This window comes from Pantoea sp. LS15 (assembly GCF_012241585.1).
Taxonomy (GTDB): domain Bacteria; phylum Pseudomonadota; class Gammaproteobacteria; order Enterobacterales; family Enterobacteriaceae; genus Enterobacter.
This window is the reverse complement of the sequence record NZ_JAAVXA010000003.1, coordinates 250,349-268,471: the sequence shown is the minus strand read 5'-3', so window position 1 is coordinate 268,471 and position 18,123 is coordinate 250,349. Positions and strand designations below refer to the sequence as shown.

Sequence of the window (18,123 nt, the reverse complement as noted above, 5' to 3'; positions counted from 1 at the left end):
GATAGTTGATGCTACGACCATCTGTTGAATGACGCAATGGAGTTACCATGAATACGTCAGTTGTTTCACCGGGTCGCGCAGGCCTGATATTGCTGTTAACCGGCCAGATGCTGCCCATGATTGATACCTCAATCACCAACGTAGCGCTGGATGCCATCACCCATTCCCTGCATGCCACCGCCACCGAGCTGGAGCTGATTGTCGCCCTGTACGGTGTGGCCTTCGCCGTGTGCCTCGCACTCGGCAGCAAGCTGGGGGATAACCTTGGGCGTCGTCGTCTGTTTATGGGGGGCGTGGCAATTTTTGGCCTGGCTTCGCTGCTATGCGGGATTTCGGGGAGCATTGAACAACTGCTTGCTGCACGTATTGTGCAGGGTGCTGGCGCGGCGTTGATCATGCCGCAAATTCTCGCCACGCTGCATGTCACCTTAAAAGGTACGGCCCACGCCAAAGCGATAAGCCTGTTTGGCGGGATCGGCGGGATCGCGTTTATCGTCGGGCAGATGGGTGGCGGCTGGCTGGTGTCAGCAGATATCGCCGGGCTGGGTTGGCGTAACGCGTTCTTTATCAACGTGCCCATCTGTCTGGTTGTTCTGGCGTTGAGCCGTCGCTATGTGCCGGAAACCCGTCGCGAAACGCCGTCGCGCATTGACTGGGTGGGCACCGTCCTGTTGGCCGTGATCCTCTGCTGCCTGCTGTTCCCGATGGCCCTTGGCCCGCAGTGGCGCTGGTCCTGGCCGCTGAAGGCCGCGCTGATTGCGATTATCCCGCTGGGATATCTGATGGTATTGAATGCCCGTAAAAAAGAGCGTGAAGATGCCCATCCGCTGATCCCACCGCGTCTGATACAGCTTCGCAGCATTCGCTTTGGCGTGCTGATTGCGATGCTTTTTTTCAGCGTCTGGTCCGGGTTTATGTTCTGCATGGCACTGACCATGCAAACCGGTCTCGGGATGGCGCCGTGGCAATCGGGGAACAGTTTTATCGCCCTGGGTGTGACCTACTTTATTTCAGCCTGGTTTGCCCCGCGTCTGATCGCCCGCTACAGTACCAGCACGATCCTGCTGACCGGGCTGGCGATCCAGATTATCGGCCTGCTGGCGTTGATCGTCACATTCCGCCTCTGGGGCATGAACAACACAACTCTGACCCTGGTTCCGGCGACCGGCCTGGTTGGCTATGGACAGGCGTTGATCGTCAACAGCTTCTATCGCATCGGGATGCGCGACATCCAGCCTGATGATGCCGGTGCCGCGAGTGCGATCCTGAGTACGCTTCAGCAGGCGGCACTCGGTCTTGGTCCGGCCATTTTCGGCGCAATTTTGCTGCACGGGCTGAGGAATCATCACGGGGATTATACTCAGGCGATAAACCTCTTCCTGGCCGTCGAAACAGGTTTGATGCTTATCCTTGCGCTGGCGACATTACGTATGCGTCATCGTCTGTGTCTGCCCGTGGTAAAAACCTGCCATGTCGCTAAATAAGCCTGGTGAATTTGCATAACTGGTTTGCAGCCGCCATTATGGGGCTGCATCAATACAGGAGACGTTATGCAGGAATTAATTGCTCAGGTTGAAGAGTTAGGCATTGAAATTAATCACACCACTTCTTTAGTGATTATCTTTGGTATTATTTTCCTTACTGCCCTTATCGTTCATTTTATTCTGCACAAAGGGGTACTGCGCATTTTTGAGAAACGCGCGCAGGCCAGTAGCCATTTGTGGTTACAGATCATTACCCAGAATAAGTTATTTCACCGTCTGGCCTTTACCCTTCAGGGGATAATCGTTAACGTTCAGGCGGTTTTGTGGCTGCAAAAAGGTAGCGAAGCGGCTGAAATACTCACCACCTGCGCGAAGCTGTGGGTGATGGTCTATGCGCTTCTCTCATTCTTCTCCCTGCTAGATGTGATTTTTAATCTGTCGCAGAAAATGGCCACCGCGTCACAACTGCCGCTGAAGGGGATATTCCAGGGGATCAAGCTGGTGAGCGCTATTCTGGTAGGGATCTTAATTATCTCCCTGCTGATTGGACAATCCCCCGCCATTCTGATTAGCGGGCTGGGTGCGATGGCCGCAGTCCTCATGCTGGTATTTAAAGATCCGATTCTGGGGCTGGTCGCAGGAATACAGCTTTCCGCCAACGATATGCTCAAGCTGGGCGACTGGCTGGAAATGCCTAAATTCGGCGCGAACGGCACGGTGACAGATATCGGCCTGACCACCGTGAAAGTGAGAAACTTCGATAACACCATCACAACGATCCCGACGTGGGCGCTGGTGTCCGATGCCTTTATCAACTGGAGCGGAATGTCGGCTTCTGGCGGGCGACGTATTAAGCGCAGCCTGAATATTGATACCACCAGTATTCATTTTCTCAACGAGCAGGAACAGCAGCACCTGATTCAGGCGAAGTTGCTTAAGCCCTATATGGCCGCGCGACACGAGGAAATTAACCTGTGGAATCAGGAGAACGGTGAAGGTGAATCGGTATTAAACCTGCGTAAGATGACCAATATTGGCACCTTCCGCGCCTACCTGAATGAATATCTGCGCAATCACCCGCGTATTCGCAAAGATATGACGCTGATGGTGCGCCAGTTAGCGCCCGACGCGAATGGTTTGCCGATTGAAATTTACGCCTTCACTAACACGGTTATCTGGGCGGAATATGAGGCCATTCAGGCTGATATTTTCGACCATATCTTTGCTGTAGTAGACGAATTTGGTCTGCGTATTCACCAGTCCCCTACCGGAAACGACATTCGATCTCTGGCAGGTGTTATCGCGAAATAAGCATTTAAGCCCGGTAGCGCAACGCCACCGGGCGAAAACCGCACTATTTCTTACGGGAAAGCTTAAACGCCACAAACAGGAAAATCACCCACACTGGCAGCAACATCGCCGACAGGCGCATCTCATCCATCGTGCACATCAGCACCAGAATCAGCCCCAGGAAAGCGATACAGAGATAGTTGCCTGCCGGATAGAGCAGCGCCTTAAACTGTGTTTCACGCCCCTTACGGCGCATCGCTGCGCGAAAACGCAGGTGCGCGAGGCAAATCATGATCCAGTTCAGGAGCAGCGTGGCAACAACCAGCGCCATCAGCAGGCCAAAGGCTTCTTTCGGCAACAGATAGTTAATCAACACCACCAGCGACGTGATAGCACCAGAAAGCAACAGCGAATTCACCGGCACGCCGCGACGGCTGACGCGGGTAAGAAACCTCGGCGCGTTGCCCTGAACAGAGAGACCAAACAGCATGCGGCTGTTGGAGTAGACACCGCTGTTATAGACCGAGAGTGACGCCACCAGAATGACGAAGTTCAGCGCAGAGGCCACCACGTTGCTGTTCAGATCATGGAAAATCATTACAAATGGACTGCTGTCAGACTTCACCTCAACCCACGGGTAAAGCGCAAGCAGCACCACCAGCGAACCGATATAGAACAGCAGAATACGGTACACCACCTGGTTGACCGCTTTAGGGATGCTTTTATGCGGATCACGCGCTTCAGCGGCGGTGATACCAATCAACTCCAGCCCGCCAAAGGAGAACATAATCACGGCCAGAGAGAGGATAAGCCCCTTCCAGCCCGTTGCCAGGAAACCGCCGTGTTGCCACAGGTTGTCGATAGTGGCGCGCTCGCCACCGTGACCGGAGAACAACAGCCAGAGGCCAAAGCCGATCATACCGATAATCGCCAGCACTTTGATCAGCGCGAACCAGAATTCGGTTTCTCCATACAGGCGGACATTCACGAGGTTAACGGCGTTAATAATAATGAAGAAGGCCGCCGCCCAAATCCACGTCGGAACATCCGGCAGCCAGTACTGCATATAGATGCCAGCCGCCGTCAACTCAGCCATCCCCACCAGCACGAACATCACCCAGTAGTTCCAGCCGGACAGGAAGCCTGCAAACGGGCCCCAGTATTTATAAGCAAAGTGTGCGAAGGAGCCTGAAACCGGCTCTTCAACGACCATCTCACCGAGCTGGCGCATGATCAGGAAGGCGATAACCCCGGCGATACCGTAACCCAGCAGAACCGCCGGGCCAGCCATCTGAATCGCGGGGCCGATACCGAGAAACAACCCGGTACCAATTGCGCCGCCGAGGGCAATTAACTGAATATGTCGATTTTGCAAACCACGTTGCAGCGTCGGATTGTGTTCCGACGAAACTTCAGCGCTACCGTTGCCTGAAGCGGATGACGCGTCTTTCACGTCCTACCCCTGTCTCTTTTTTAGAAGGGGCACGTTTTAACACTTCATGCTGGAGGTAGCAAGGGATTGGGAGGAACCTGGGCAGCCACCCCGATACCGGAGTGGCTGTGGAGTCATTATTTTTTCTTGTAAATATTAGCCGTACCGTGAATTTTATTGTTGGTGTTACCTGAAGTAAGCACCAGCACATCCGCGCCTTTCTTATCAGCTTTATCAATCAGTTCTTTTTTCGCGTCATCAACCGATACTTCATTCGAGGTGCTTACCGTACCGATCTTTTCATACTGAGACGCCACTTTCTCAAACTCATTTTTGGTCATTAGCTGAGCAGCAAACGCATTGGTCGTAAACAGTAACGCTGTTCCCAACAAAATAGCTGTTGTTTTTTTCATAACCTTTTTCCTTGAGATTAATAAGCAACTAAGAAAAACCACACACATTATGCGTGAGGCATTATGAGCATGGTAGAGAATCTCAGGAAATGCCATAGGTTCTGGAAAATTCTTTTATAACAACCCGTTGCACGAAATTACTAACGACTATTAAGAATATTCAAAAACACGTGCCGTGCCAGCAATCTCAATGCGTACCGACGTGCCAGGGTTCCACCCAGGCTGGCTTACCGTCTTCAGAATTACAGGCTGCTGCTGCCCGGCTAACCCCAGGGTGAGCGTCGACAGTTGACCGGTGAAATCCACATCAAGAATCGAGATCGGGCTTTCATGCGACGCACATGCCATCACGCGCAGTTGTTCAGGGCGCATCATTACCCTGCCCTCTCCTGTCGCATGCGCGTTGTCCGTCGGCACCTCACCCAGCGCGCATATAGCACTCCCGGCATTAAGTTGAGCTGGCAGGATCACTGCATCACCAAGAAACAGTGCCGTTTCTTCGTCAACAGGCTGCGTGTAGACTTCATAAGGCGTACCGACCTGGGTAAAACGCCCGGCACGCATGACGGCAACCTGGGTGGCAAACGACAACGCTTCGTTTTGATCGTGGGTGACAAGAATGGAGGCAACGCCCGCTTCGGCCAGCAGATCGGCCGTTGCTTTGCGCGTCATCGCACGCAGGCCGGTATCCAGCGCTGAGAAGGGCTCATCCAGCAGCATCAGAGAAGGACGCTGAGCCAGCGCACGGGCCAGTGCCACACGCTGCTGCTGTCCGCCGGAGATTTCATGCGGCCAGTGCGTCGCAAGCTGCCTGTCCAGCGAAACCATATCCATCAGAGCTTCAATACGCTGACGCTTCTCGTGACGAGTACCGTCCAGCCCCCAGGCTATGTTATCTGCCACATTAAGATGTGGGAACAATGCGCCCTCCTGAGGAACAAAACCGATCCCGCGCAGGTGTGCGGGGACAAAACAGTTCTCATCGAACAGCGTTCGCCCCTGCATAACAATGCGCCCGGTGTCCGGTGTTTCAAACCCGGCAAGGATTCGCAGCAGCGTGGTTTTACCCGACCCGGATGGTCCGACAATCGCCGTCCGGCTACCGGGGGCAACGCTCAGGTTTAAGCTGTCGAGCACCTGCACATCGGAGAACGATTTAGAAATGGAGGTTAATTCAAGCATGTCATAGCCCTGCAATTTTTTTCGACTGCATATAGAGGATGGCGGTCAGCGGAAGTGAAATCAGGATCATCAGCATTGCGTAAGGGGCAGCAGCCACATAATCGATCTCGCTGGTTAGCGCCCAGAACCCGGTGGAGAGCGTGCGTGTGCCCAGTGGCGAGAGCAGCAGAGTCGCAGTCAACTCGTTGCTGACACCGAGGAAAACAAGCGCCGCCCCCGCTGCCGCACCCGGTGCAGCCAGCCGCATTGTGACGCTCCATAGTGCCTTCGCCGGCGTACTGCCAAGACTGCGCGCCACGTTTTCCAGTTCCACCGGTGCCTGTGCTATCCCGGCACGCAGGTTAATGAGTGCGCGGGGCATAAACATCAGCAGATAGGCAAGGAACAGGGTAATTTCCGTCTGGTAAATGGGACGGGCGTAATGAATGGTGACAGTGACCAGCGCGAGCGCAGTGACAATCCCCGGCAGCGAACTGGTGATGTAGATGCAGCCTTCCAGCAGACGAAAAACGCGGTGTGGATAACGAATTCCGAGCCAGGCGATGGGGATCACACACGCAGTCGTCAACAGAGCACCACCCACACCAAGCATCAGTGTCTGACGCAGTGAGTGCCAGAGATCAGCGCTCATCCAGTTTTGCACACCGCCGAGCCAAATCCAGCGACACAGAACAATTAATGGCACACCCAGCGCCAGAACAATCAGCACAATGAAAAACAGCTGACCCAGCGCAGCCGTAGCCGGCTTCAGTGGCCAGCGCTTCTGTTCACGCGCCGCGCCAGCACCAATGCGCGCGTAGCGTGCTTTTCCACGGGTAACGCCTTCCAGCACTAAGATAGCCAGACAGCACAAGGCCAGTACACCCGCCAGCATGTTTGCAGCAGGACCGCTGAAGGTAGACTGAAACTGGTCATAAATCGCCGTGGTGAAGGTATCAAAACGGATCATCACGTACAGGCCATATTCCGCCAGCAGGTGCAGCGCCACCAGCAGTGCGCCACCACAGATCGCGAGTTTGAGTTGTGGCAGCACCACGCGGAAAAAGACCCGCCACGGCGGAGTACCGAGCGAAGCGGCGACATCTTCCAGCGTCGGATCAAGGCGACGCAGCACCGCCGCAACCGGCATATAGATAAAGGGATAGTAGGCAAGTACGGAGAGGAACACGCCGGCAGAAAGTCCATGCATCGACGGGACAACACTCACCCACGCATAACTTTGCACAAACGCAGGGATAGCCAGCGGTGCCACCGCCAGCGCAGACCAAATCCCCCGCCCGGCAAGCTGCGTGCGCTCTGTAAGCCAGGCGATTGCTACGCCTGTCACAATACAAAGCGGAACCGCTAACGCTGTCAGCCACAGCGTGTTGCTGAGCAACTCAGCAACACGCGGGCGGAACACCAGCGTCTTAATCGTCTCCCAGCCCGTCTCAATGCCAATGGCAATGATAAAACCTAAAGGCAGAAGCGCCATTAATGAAAACAAGACAGCTAACGCAACCATCGGCAGTGCAGGACGCCTGCGAGCAGGCTCCTGCACTCTGTTTTTTCCGATGTCGAGACTCAGACCAGACATACGACGTTCACTTTGCTCTCAGGATCACAGCAGACCGGCTTGAGTCATCAGCTCGATGACTTTTTTACTGTTAAGCGTTGAAGGTTCAACTTTCGGCGCATCAAGATCTTTCAGCGGAACGAGTTTCGGGTTAGAGGCTGCATTTACACCCACAGCGTATTCAAAGGCATTGTTGGTACGCAGGCTTTCCTGGCCTTCTTTACCTGTGATGTATTTGATGAACGCCTGTGCTTGCTCTTTGTGTTTGCTGGATGCCAGAACGCCACCGCCGGACAGGCTCACAAACGCGCCCGGATCCTGGTGTTTGAAGTAGTAGAGCTGGGTGTTTTTGCTGTTTTCACCCGTTTTGGACTGGTCGACAAAACGGTAGTAGTGATAAATCACGCCGCCATCAATCTGACCGGCATTGACGGCCTTCATGACGGTGCTGTTACCTTTGTAGGCAACAAAATTGGTTTTCATCGCTTTAAGCCATTCCAGAGTCGCCTTCTCGCCTTTCAGCGCCAGCATCGCGCTCACGATGGCCTGGAAATCTGCGCCTGACGGTGATGCCGCCCAACGGCCTTTCCACTCAGGTTTCGCCAGATCCATCAGCGATTTTGGCAGCTGCTGTTCGGTCAGTTTTTCCGGGTTATACACAAACACTGTGCTGCGGGCAGCAATCCCGATCCAGCGTCCGTGTGCCGGACGATATTCTGCTGGTACCTGCTTCAGGGTATCTGCATTAAGTGGTGCAAACAGGTTGGCATTATCCACCAGAACCATGGACGGCGAGTTTTCCGTCAGGAATACGTCTGCTGGCGATGCGCTGCCTTCCTGAACCAGTTGGTTACCCAGCTCGCTGTCATCACCATTACGCAGAGTCACTTTAATGCCGGTTTCTTTAGTAAAACCATCAACCCACGACTTAACCAGATTTTCGTGCTGCGCGTTGTAGACAACGATACCTTCGTTGTTATCTGCCGCAACTGATTGTGTAGAAAGGAAAAGGGATGAAGACAACAAGGCAAGGGAGAAGCATGACAGCAGACGAGAATTCATGAACATATCCTTAATTGACCAACGTGATTAACAACGCATAGCTTTGTGGGACAGGATTAAAGCACACAAAAACGCTAATGATAATTAGTATCAATCCAGTTTTGGCGTAAAAGTGTAAAATTTCATTATAGCGGGGTTTGGAATGATAAAAATCCAGATGGAGAAAGCAGAATGATTAAAAATTAAGAAAACCTTAAGACTGAACGGAAGAAAAACTCATTAGCCTTCTATTTATTATAGCGAAATTTAATACACAAGCTAAGCAACTCTCCCGCCATAAAAGCAGGAGAATTTTTTGCGAGGTGTTATTTATCGATTAAATTAAAATCACTCTGGTTATATCTTTGCCCCTGGATATTGTCAGGCGTGAAGAGACTGTCAATGACCTTAATATCGGGGTCGGAAAGGTTCAGACTGACCGCACCCGCATTATCCTGTAAATGTGCTATTTTTCGTGCGCCCGGGATGGGAACAATATCCTCTCCTTTACTCATCACCCACGCCAGAGCCAGTTGTGCCAGGGAACAACGGTATTTATCAGCGACGCCCTGTAGTTGATCAAGCAGCAGTTGGTTTTTCTGCATCGCTTCTTTCTGGAAGCGTGGCAGGTTGCGCCGAAAATCATCCTCGCCAAAACCGGAACTGTCTGTGATTTTCCCGGTTAAAAATCCGCGTCCCAACGGGCTATAGGGCACAAACCCAACGCCTAACTCGCGGCAAGCGTTGAGAATGCTTTCCTCCGGCTCGCGAGTCCAAAGCGAATATTCCGTTTGAACTGCGGTAATCGGATAAATTTTGCAGGCCCGGCGTAAAGTGTCGGCTGACACCTCTGAGAGCCCGATATGGCGAATTTTCCCTTCCTTGATTAAATCAGCCATTGTTCCCACAACATCTTCAACAGGTACTGTCGGGTCAACACGATGCTGATATAGCAGATCGATAGTATCGATATTGAGACGTTTAAGTGAACCTTCTACCGCTTCGCGAATATGTTCAGGGCGGCTGTCAACACCAGCCATGCGCTCAAGCCCCTGCCCGACCGGAAGAATGCGGAAACCAAATTTAGTCGCAATCTGTACCTTATCGCGAATGCCTTTGATGGCTTTTCCGACCAGGACTTCATTATCAAAGGGGCCGTAGACTTCTGCGGAATCAAGGAAGGTGACGCCCAAATCCACCGCAGCGTGAATAGTATTGATCGCCTCCGATTCTTCGGCACCACCATAGGCAAAACTCATCCCCATACAACCCAGACCCAATGCTGACACCTGGAATTTACTTTTCCCAAGATAATGTGTTTTCACCTTATATTCCTCTTTCGATAAACAACAAGAAATATATACTTCCATTTTTCACGCATAACAATTAGTATATTTTTAATGTAGTATTTTATGGAAACTAACAATGAAAAACGTGCCAGAATTACAGCACATAGAAATATTACTTCTTATTGTAAAACATGGGAGTTTTCGTAAAGCCGCAAAAGAATTAAATCTTTCAGCGCCGACATTAACGGTCGCTATAAATAATCTTGAAGAAAAACTGGGTGTTAGGCTTTTAAATCGCTCCACCAGAAGCTTGTCTTTAACTGCTGTCGGTAAAACATTTCTTAATAACGTGACGCCAGTCCTGAATGACTACAGGCGCGTCATTGATAATCTTAATGACCACAAAGATAACCCAGAAGGCGTCATCAGAATCAACTTACCCCGAATCGTGCTTGATCTCTTTTTTCAAAGCCACTTCGTTAAGTTCAAAAATGATTTCCCGGGTATTAATTTAGAGTTATTCACCACTGACAGAAAAATAAACATTATAGATTCAGGTTTTGATGCCGGAGTACGTTATACACAAGATGTTCCTAAAGATATGGTTGCAATCCCATTTGGAGGCAAGATGTCTCTTATTCCCGTTGCCAGCCCCCATTTTGTGGAAAAATCAGGACAACCTGACTCACCAAAAGATCTTGTAAAATTCAGGTGTATAAATCGCTGCTTTCCTGATGGACAACGATACCGATGGGAGTTTATAGATTCACAAGGAGAAAATATGGACGTGTCTGTTAATGGCGATCTGGTTGTAGATTCAGATGCGGCAATGATTCAGGCTGCTGAATATGGGTTAGGTATTGCGTTTGTTTATGAGAATCTGGTTAAAGATAAAATTAGCGAAAACAAACTTGTCCGTTTGCTACCCGATTATGCCTATCCCGCTGATAATTTCTGTGTTTACTACCCGAGTCGAAAACATCTGCCTGCACCGCTGAGAACCTTCATAGCGTGGGTTATGTCGATGAATAAAGACGCATGTTGAGATGAAATGGCACGCCCTGTAGGATTCGAACCTACGACCTACGGCTTAGAAGGCCGTTGCTCTATCCAACTGAGCTAAGGGCGCACTGAGAAGAGTGAACTTCGCGGTGGTGAAACGCGAAGAATTATACGGTCAATGTCAGGTGAGTCAATGCCTTTTCCGTTTTCATGTCCAATTACGCCTGGTCGGTTGTAAATACGCCTGTTTTTTCAACATTATCATCAGTTTCCCCGTAAAATTATGCGCTGCGAAAAGGCTTAGTGGCATTTAAGTAACGCCTGCTGTTTTCCTGCACGTCACCTCGTCACACTAGTAAGAGGTATCCCGGCCGCCTGGAGGCTGACAGACAACAGGATAATGGAGTGACAGCGCAAAACCTGATCTATACGCCCCCCCAGTTACAGGCCCTTTCTCAGGACATCGTCGGCATTAAACTTGAGCCCATTGTCGCCCTCACTTCTTCGCGCCAGATTGGCGCTGAGGTGCTTAGCATCATGTCCGAAACGCGGCACAGTGAAGCGTTTTTCCGCCGTCAGTCTGCAGAAGAGTCGATAACCCTGCTTGAAGCGCAGCTTGTCGCATTAAAAAATACACCGCACTGTCATAACCTTTTTATTAATCTGCCGATAACCGTTCTGACAGAGTCAGAATCTTTTCAGCGACTTATCCGGCTGATTGGGGCTCCGCTGAATATTGAGATCGTCGACCTCGCGGCTTTTTTGGCGCTGTCTGTTACCCGGAAACAGAGCGTCATTCAGAACCTGCTGCAACTCAGAGGGCAGGGGCATAGCATCTGGCTGGATGATGTTGATGAAGTATTAATTTCGTCGTTTATATCCTGTCGCCTACCGTTAAGCGGCATCAAGATTGATAAAGAAGCTTTCTGGCGCTTACGCGCTACCCCTGCGCTGGGGCAACTGGTTTCACTTTGCTTTCAGCTTGCAGGTAAAGTTCTTATCGAAGGGATTGAGACTGAGCGCGATCGTACCTGGGCACTGCAGGCGGGCGCAGATCTCGGCCAGGGGTATTACTGGCCGTCCTGGACATGGCCGGAGGATTAAAAAGCCATTTCCAGGAGGGAGACCATGCGAATGACAGTACGCCGTTACAGGCGGCGGCGTACAGGAAGTGATGCTCTGGGATTTACGCACTCGCCTTTTGCTCCCCCCTTTTTCGACCGACTCGAATTTTTGAGCCAGTCCATCAGCCAGCCCCGCAAAACAGACGCCCCGTTTATCCTTCTGGTGACGGAGGATCATTTCCTGCGTACTGGTTTTCTCAACGGGCAGTTTCCCCTGAGCTGCTGCTGCGACTATACCACGCTGGACGACGCCCTTGTTGCTCAGACACAGTGGCCATCAGCCCGTCTGGTCGTGGATATTGAAAGCCGGTCCACGGGGCTTCTGGAGAAACTGGATCAGTTGAGACGGCATAGCCTGTTCCCTCCTTTCCTTACCCCCTGGCTGTTGGTCCGGGCCGATAATTATGACACCCGCCTCTTCTGCAAAGCGGCAGGTCCCTTTCATGTGCTCGAACGTCAGCTGAACGCTGCTGCGCTCCAGCACAGCCTGCTGGATACTCGTCCCCCGCTGGGTACCGGGAAAGACTGGTTCTCGCGCAATGAATGGCCCATCCTGCAGGAGCTTTCCCGGGGCAAGACATTACGTCAGATTGCCCATATGCAAAATCGTCCCTATAGCCGCATTATCTATCGTCTCAGTTGCATCCTGCTGAAACTAGGGTTAAGCCATCGCCAGGAATTGCTACATCTTCTTAATAACCTCTCAGACTGCACGTTTTCACTCACGTCATAACCCCTTATTTCCTAAAGCGGTTTAGGAATTTACTTACCACTTACGTTGCAAAAATGTTAATTATTAACAATAAAATCGAAATTATAACTATTCCTAATTTATGGGCGTGAACCCTGTGAAATACCACAAATTGACGAAACAGCAGAATTTTCCTCCATCCGTTAAGTGAATGCAGAAGGCGTTAATAAGATGATAATGATGTAAAAACAAACAACTTAGCGGCACCTTCCCGAAGTAAAAAGTGAAGCAGTCAGCATGTTCTCCTGTGCAGCTGACGCCGTTATCCGGGTCAACGTAAGAACTTTCAAATGAAGGTCTGACGGCCTGTGAGGGTAATTTTTAACCTCTCCACAGCGGGTTCGGCCCTTTAAAAAAGGCGTGTTTTTGTTAACAATTAATCAACATACAGAGATATCTGTTATTTTTTGTTATTACATAAAGACGAAAATATGCGGTAAATGGGATAACAGGATATTTCCGCTAATTTTAAAAAATTAGCGATTCAGATCCAGAAGATAATACAAACGAATACCCGGATATTAATTTACAGGGTTTTCGGAAAAAACTTACCCTGTATAATAAGATGCGTACCAAATCTGAATAAGAAAAACCTTTTTGCCAACACCAGCCAAATGAGATGACCGCGCTGAGGCATAGTTCTTTTCATTACGTAAACAAGGATGCTTTCGCTCTTTCCAGGGAAATACTACGGTATAGGGATCTGCACATTATATCCTTCCGGCATTTCGTGAGTTTTACCAGGCTCTGCATAACGCTTTTAACAATCTGAGGCATTAAAAATGAAACCGGCATCCGTTATCATTATGGACGAACACCCTATTGTCAGAATGTCGATAGAAGTCCTGCTACAGAAAAATAAAAACATCACCGTCAAGCTCAAGTCTGGCGACAGCCATGAAGTCCTTGACTGTATCCGTAATCACCCTATTGATATGGTGATCCTTGACATCGAACTCACGAGTACAGATGCTTTCGCTTTACTCAAGAGAATCAGAAACTTAAATAAAAACATTAAGATTCTGTTTCTCTCGTCAAAATCAGAGTTATTTTACTCCGGCCGTGCCATTCGCGCTGGGGCAAATGGCTTTGTCAGTAAACGAAAAGACCTGGGTGAGATCTACAATGCCGTAGATATGATCCTGATGGGGTATTCTTTTTTCCCGTCGGAAACGCTGAACTTTATAAACCACCAGGGTTCAGGGAAAGGGATCGCAGTGGATATGCCATTATCGAATCGTGAAGTCACGGTATTACGTTATCTGGCGAATGGATTATCCAATAAGGAAATAGCTGAACAGCTACTATTAAGTAACAAAACCATTAGTGCGCACAAATCCAACATTTATTCCAAGCTGGGCGTGCAAAGTATCGTGGAATTAATTGATTACGCCAAAGCGCACGAACTGCTATAACCTGAATTCACTCCCTGCAGCTTATCTGAGCTGCAGGGAGTGCGGTCAGTGCTAATTATAGTTAATCATGAAAGTGGCATCAGCGTCAGCCTGTCCGGGCTGAGGGTTATCGGCAGTGGCAATATAATTGGCATAAAACGACAGAATCGCATTCCCCTGCGCATCAACTGTGACTGGCTTGCTGGCCTGTTGAAGCGCCAGGCGCGTTTTATCCGCATCCCTGATCTCAACGGCGACATGACTTGCTGTACTGGCGTCATTCAACGCCAGCAACCCGTTATTACTTCCGTCAGCTTTGCCTGAAAACGTGATCGACGCCGCCCCCGGCGGACAGCCAGTCAGCTTCAGCGTAAACGGCATGGGCTGTGTGCGGCTTCCGGTGGAGCTGAGCTGTTTAGTCGGCCAGGTGCCCAACGTGACGGTTTTGTCGCTATCGCTCCCCTCGGCTACGCAGGTAAAATCGACAATATTGCCGTAGAGCCGAATGTTAATTTCGCCCAACGCGGTTTCCGCCTGAGCTTGTGTGCAAAGCGCAAAGAGCGCCACGGTGATAAAACGGATCCCGTTTCGCATATCGGCTCCTTAGTCGTAATCCACACGCAAATATCCGCGCGAAGTAAAGCGCCCTTCCGCTGGCTTGTTGCCCGTCACGCTCACCGGCCAGACCCGGATCCCCACCTGCGCCTGCGCACTGTCGTCGAGGCGGAACGGAATTTTGCTCGTCAGGTTGTTGGGCGTGAGCGGCGCACCGCTCTCGTTGGCAATGATGAAGCCAACATCCGGGTTATCGGACACCAGTACATTATCGGAGACCTTTTCAGCCTCGACACGCATCGTCAGCATGGCGTTCGCCTCTACGTTGGTGCATTTAATCGCGATGGTTTTGCTTTGCGATGAGACGCCCTCCGGCTTGTTACCCACACCCGCTTTGCTGAACAAAGAGGCGCCAATGTCGCCGAAATCAAACTCAACCACATTACCGGCATTGATGGCGCAGCTCTGCGGCACCTGAATAGTTCCGCTGTAGCTGATGGTGTAGACCGGCGTGGTTAACGGATCAGAGGACGTGGTGGTGACGTAAACACGGAACATGGTGGCTCGTGGGATCACCACCATATTGATAAAGCGTCGCGTCACTTTAAGGCGGAAAATAAGGCTGGAATCCTGCACACCAAACGGTTTGTTTTTTGAAACGTTCGGATGACTCCCCATCTGGATATAGTTTTTGGGTGGATAAAACGCGCCAGCAAAGCTGTCCGTGATTTTCATCGCCCCGTCCAGATAGTCATTAAGCTTCAGATACTGGTAGCCATCGCTGGTCCCGGTGATCGGGTAATCTGTCACATAGCTACGTTTGGTGGTATTACCGGTCGTGCCCTTAGGGCAGACGGCATTCACCCCTACCCACTGTGATTTCTCGCTGAGCGTCACGACCTGCCCGACCTGGTTATTCGAACTATTGAATTTATCCGTCAGGTCGTAATGCACTTCCGTCGGTACACCTCTTTCATTGACGCACACGGTCGCTAATGCTTTTGTCGCGGGCAGTAACGCCAGAAGCGACAGGGCAAAGATTTGGGTTTTAATCACAGCTGATCCCCTTAAGTGTGATCGCTTGTTGCAGGCTCTGTTCAGGCAAGCTGTAAGGTGCACGACATTGGGACTGCGCCCCATCGCCCCACTGGATAAGCAGTTCACCTTCCAGCGGCAGCCCACTCAGGTAGATCTGCCCGTCATCCCCCACCATGCTGGTAACGCCACTCTGGGTTTCGCGCACCACGGCACCGAACGGCACGGGCTGGTTACCGCGTGTCACCGTCAGCAGGGCACGCACACCAATACGCGTATCAAAGCTGGCGCGTACCAGTGCGCCTTTGGTTGGCACCACGCTACTCACGTTGTTTTCGATATCGGTGTTGTTGCTCATGGTGTTGGTATCCAGCGCCACGCGGTTGTAGCGATAGACGGTGGCATACGGCATAACCGCATAGCCTCGCCAGTCGGTTTTCACGCCGGTCTGGTTTTCCACACTGACGCCCGATGCACCCGGCGCTTTGATCAGCACGTTGGTGTCACCCAGTGGCTGACTGAAAGTCACCCCGTCGGCATGGCCGACCACACCACCGGAGAGCTGCCAGTTGAGATCGTGCTGATCGCGTGAGTAGTTATAACCCGCGGCCAACGTGCCGTAAGTCGCCTGCCAGTTGGCGCTGGCGCTACCGCTTGAGCCATTATTGCTGGTGTGTCCCTGGGTCACGCTGTAGTTCAGGTTGCGATCCTCCAGCAGCGTACCGCTGACGCCGGTTTGCCAGCTCGTATCGCCATCGCTGTTTCGGCTGGCGGATGCCGTGGCATAGGCGCGGTCAATCGCGCTATCCCGGCGATACCCCTGAGGGGTAAAGAGGCTGAACGGTACGGAGACGTTAAACGACGCGATCCGGTCGGTACCTTCTATCCCGACGGATTTGTTCCACGACCAGGAGACGGAGTAGTTGATCCCCTTCACGCCTCCCGCATACCCCAGTTGATACCAGAGGTTTGTCTCATCGGTTCCCCAGTAGCTCTGCTCGCTGCCGGAGATATATACCGATCCATAGTCACCCAGCGACTGAGAAATATTGAGCTGGAAGCGCCCTTTTTTATTCCATGTCAGGTTGTGATAACTCTGCACGTCCGGGACGCCATCTTCATCCTGGTTATCGGCATACTGATAACCTTCCATTGAGCGCCAGGCCACATCGTCCAGGGTGTAAAACCCTTTTGTGGAGTAGCGGTAACCCAGCAACTGGAAGTTGGTGCCGAAACCGTTGAGTGATTTCGCGTACAGGAAGCGCAGAGACTGTCCTTCATGTTTGCTGTCGTCCGCGAGCTGGCTGCGGGCGTGAGTAATATCGAGCGAGACCGCACCCCAGTCACCGAGGTTTTTTCCGGCCCCGATAGCCACCGCGGTATAACGAGATGCCAGTTGGGTACCACCGTACAGCGTGTAACCATCGGCAAGACCGGTAATCAGGGTTCCCTGAGTAAAGAATGGCGTATCCTGATCGCTGTTACCGCTGCGGTAATCCCCCGCCACAAGGTCATATTTCCAGCGTCCTTCACGCTGCAGGAGCGGTACCGTGGAGTACGGAACGGTATAGCGCTGCTGGGTGCCATCTTTCTCTTCAACCGTCACCTCCAGGTCACCGCTTGAGGAGGTCGGGTTGAGATCGGTGATAGCAAACGCGCCAGGCTGGACATAGCTTTGATAGATAACATAGCCGTTCTGACGAACCACGACTTTAGCTGGCGTCCTGGCAATTCCGCGTACGGTAGGTGCATAACCCTGCAGGCTATCAGGGTACATGCTGTCAGATGAAAAGAGCCGTCCACCGCGAAAACCGACACTGTCGAAGACATCATTGCCGGTATTACTGTCACCCAGCACCAGTTCACTTTTAAGCGGAATGACGGTGCGTTGCGCCCAGGTGCCGATATTCTGCCACTCGCTGTGCCGTTGCCCGTTATTCTGCGTGTAACGCCATGCGCCATTGTTACGTAAACGCCAGGCGCCATAGTTCAACCCGCTCTGCAGGTTCAGGTAATAACTGTCGTCTTCACTGCCCCGGTTACCGGTGAAACTGTAGTTCAACAGTGCGGCGGGAATGCCTTCATCCCACTGTTCAGGCGGAATGTAGCCACGGGCGCTGTTCTGCAACGCCACCTGCGGCAGGCTGACGTTCAGACGCTGAGAGGCAAAGTTAAATGCCGTCTCGCTGCCGGGAATGGCCTTGGTCAGCGGAACGCAGGTATCGCCCTGTACATTTGCCAGTTCAGGAAATGCCGCAACATTGACACCAAATCGATCGAGCATCGCGCGCGTAATACACGGCGATAAACCGCCCGCCACCGGCGGGGTGTTTTCGGCTTGCTCAAAGCGCACGTCCTGGGTACCGATAAACTCATCATTACGCCAGATATCCACGCGATAAACGCCGGGTGCCTGCTGGTGACCTTGTTCAAAACGCGACAAATCCGCCACGCTGGCGGTATCGTCGGACAAGAAGGCCGGGTTGAAGTAGCTTTCGCTCCAGCCAGCCTGCGGCCAGAGCGCGGCCATCAGCGCCAGTGCAACCGGGCAGTAACGTCCCTGATGATTTTTCATC

General features: G+C 51.7%; 15 protein-coding genes and 1 tRNA gene. 6 read left to right on the top strand and 10 right to left on the bottom strand.

The window, feature by feature from the left end; genetic code table 11:
• Positions 1-47 precede the first annotated feature (47 nt).
• Positions 48-1,484, top strand: coding sequence for an MFS transporter (locus HED65_RS07165; protein WP_114978008.1), 1,437 nt, complete (start codon positions 48-50; stop codon positions 1,482-1,484).
• A gap of 66 nt (positions 1,485-1,550) precedes the next feature.
• Positions 1,551-2,795 (top strand): mechanosensitive ion channel family protein, encoded by a 1,245-nt coding sequence (locus tag HED65_RS07160; protein WP_114978007.1) that lies wholly within the window; start codon positions 1,551-1,553, stop codon positions 2,793-2,795.
• A gap of 43 nt (positions 2,796-2,838) precedes the next feature.
• Here the strand turns inward: HED65_RS07160 and pheP are convergent, their stop codons facing one another.
• The 6 genes from pheP to HED65_RS07130 all read right to left on the bottom strand — a co-directional run bounded on the left by pheP (position 2,839) and on the right by HED65_RS07130 (position 9,722).
• Positions 2,839-4,227 carry a phenylalanine transporter gene (gene pheP, locus HED65_RS07155; protein ID WP_114978006.1) on the bottom strand — a complete coding sequence of 463 codons (1,389 nt, stop codon included), beginning with the start codon at positions 4,225-4,227 and terminating at the stop codon, positions 2,839-2,841.
• Between the two features lie 116 nt (positions 4,228-4,343).
• A complete protein-coding gene (gene yahO, locus HED65_RS07150; protein WP_114978005.1) occupies positions 4,344-4,619 on the bottom strand; it encodes a DUF1471 family periplasmic protein YahO in 276 nt (91 codons plus the stop codon).
• Between the two features lie 150 nt (positions 4,620-4,769).
• Positions 4,770-5,801 (bottom strand): ABC transporter ATP-binding protein, encoded by a 1,032-nt coding sequence (locus tag HED65_RS07145; protein ID WP_114978004.1) that lies wholly within the window; start codon positions 5,799-5,801, stop codon positions 4,770-4,772.
• A 1-nt stretch (position 5,802) separates the two neighbouring features.
• Complete coding sequence (locus HED65_RS07140; RefSeq protein ID WP_168112373.1) at positions 5,803-7,377, bottom strand: ABC transporter permease; 1,575 nt, start codon at positions 7,375-7,377, stop codon at positions 5,803-5,805.
• A gap of 24 nt (positions 7,378-7,401) precedes the next feature.
• Positions 7,402-8,418 (bottom strand): iron ABC transporter substrate-binding protein, encoded by a 1,017-nt coding sequence (locus tag HED65_RS07135; RefSeq protein WP_114978002.1) that lies wholly within the window; start codon positions 8,416-8,418, stop codon positions 7,402-7,404.
• A 305-nt stretch (positions 8,419-8,723) separates the two neighbouring features.
• Positions 8,724-9,722 carry an aldo/keto reductase gene (locus HED65_RS07130; RefSeq protein WP_114978001.1) on the bottom strand — a complete coding sequence of 333 codons (999 nt, stop codon included), beginning with the start codon at positions 9,720-9,722 and terminating at the stop codon, positions 8,724-8,726.
• 100 nt (positions 9,723-9,822) lie between these two features.
• Between HED65_RS07130 and HED65_RS07125 the strand changes: the two genes are divergently transcribed.
• Positions 9,823-10,731, top strand: coding sequence for a LysR family transcriptional regulator (locus HED65_RS07125; protein ID WP_114978000.1), 909 nt, complete (start codon positions 9,823-9,825; stop codon positions 10,729-10,731).
• A 7-nt stretch (positions 10,732-10,738) separates the two neighbouring features.
• On the opposite strand, the gene HED65_RS07120 is transcribed toward HED65_RS07125, so the two are convergent.
• Positions 10,739-10,815: transfer RNA gene (locus HED65_RS07120), tRNA-Arg, on the bottom strand.
• A gap of 278 nt (positions 10,816-11,093) precedes the next feature.
• Between HED65_RS07120 and HED65_RS07115 the strand changes: the two genes are divergently transcribed.
• From HED65_RS07115 to fimZ, 3 genes are all read left to right on the top strand, one after another.
• Positions 11,094-11,792 (top strand): EAL domain-containing protein, encoded by a 699-nt coding sequence (locus HED65_RS07115; RefSeq protein ID WP_114977999.1) that lies wholly within the window; start codon positions 11,094-11,096, stop codon positions 11,790-11,792.
• A gap of 24 nt (positions 11,793-11,816) precedes the next feature.
• Positions 11,817-12,545, top strand: coding sequence for a helix-turn-helix transcriptional regulator (locus HED65_RS07110; protein ID WP_114977998.1), 729 nt, complete (start codon positions 11,817-11,819; stop codon positions 12,543-12,545).
• Positions 12,546-13,345: 800 nt separating this feature from the next.
• Complete coding sequence (gene fimZ, locus HED65_RS07105; RefSeq protein ID WP_049007446.1) at positions 13,346-13,978, top strand: fimbria biosynthesis transcriptional regulator FimZ; 633 nt, start codon at positions 13,346-13,348, stop codon at positions 13,976-13,978.
• Positions 13,979-14,029: 51 nt separating this feature from the next.
• Here fimZ and sfmF read toward each other — a convergent pair whose 3' ends face one another.
• Genes sfmF through HED65_RS07090 form a run of 3 tightly spaced genes read right to left on the bottom strand, consistent with a single transcriptional unit; the run spans position 14,030 to position 18,122 of the window.
• Entirely contained in the window at positions 14,030-14,551 is a 522-nt protein-coding gene (sfmF, locus tag HED65_RS07100) for a fimbria assembly protein (protein ID WP_114977997.1), read from the bottom strand.
• Positions 14,552-14,560: 9 nt separating this feature from the next.
• On the bottom strand, positions 14,561-15,568 hold the full coding sequence (gene fimH, locus HED65_RS07095; RefSeq protein WP_114977996.1) for a type 1 fimbria D-mannose specific adhesin FimH: 1,008 nt from the start codon (positions 15,566-15,568) through the stop codon (positions 14,561-14,563).
• A complete protein-coding gene (locus tag HED65_RS07090) occupies positions 15,561-18,122 on the bottom strand; it encodes a fimbrial biogenesis usher protein (protein WP_114977995.1) in 2,562 nt (853 codons plus the stop codon). The genes fimH and HED65_RS07090 overlap by 8 nt, the downstream gene beginning before the upstream one ends.
• Between the last annotated feature and the right edge of the window lies 1 nt (position 18,123).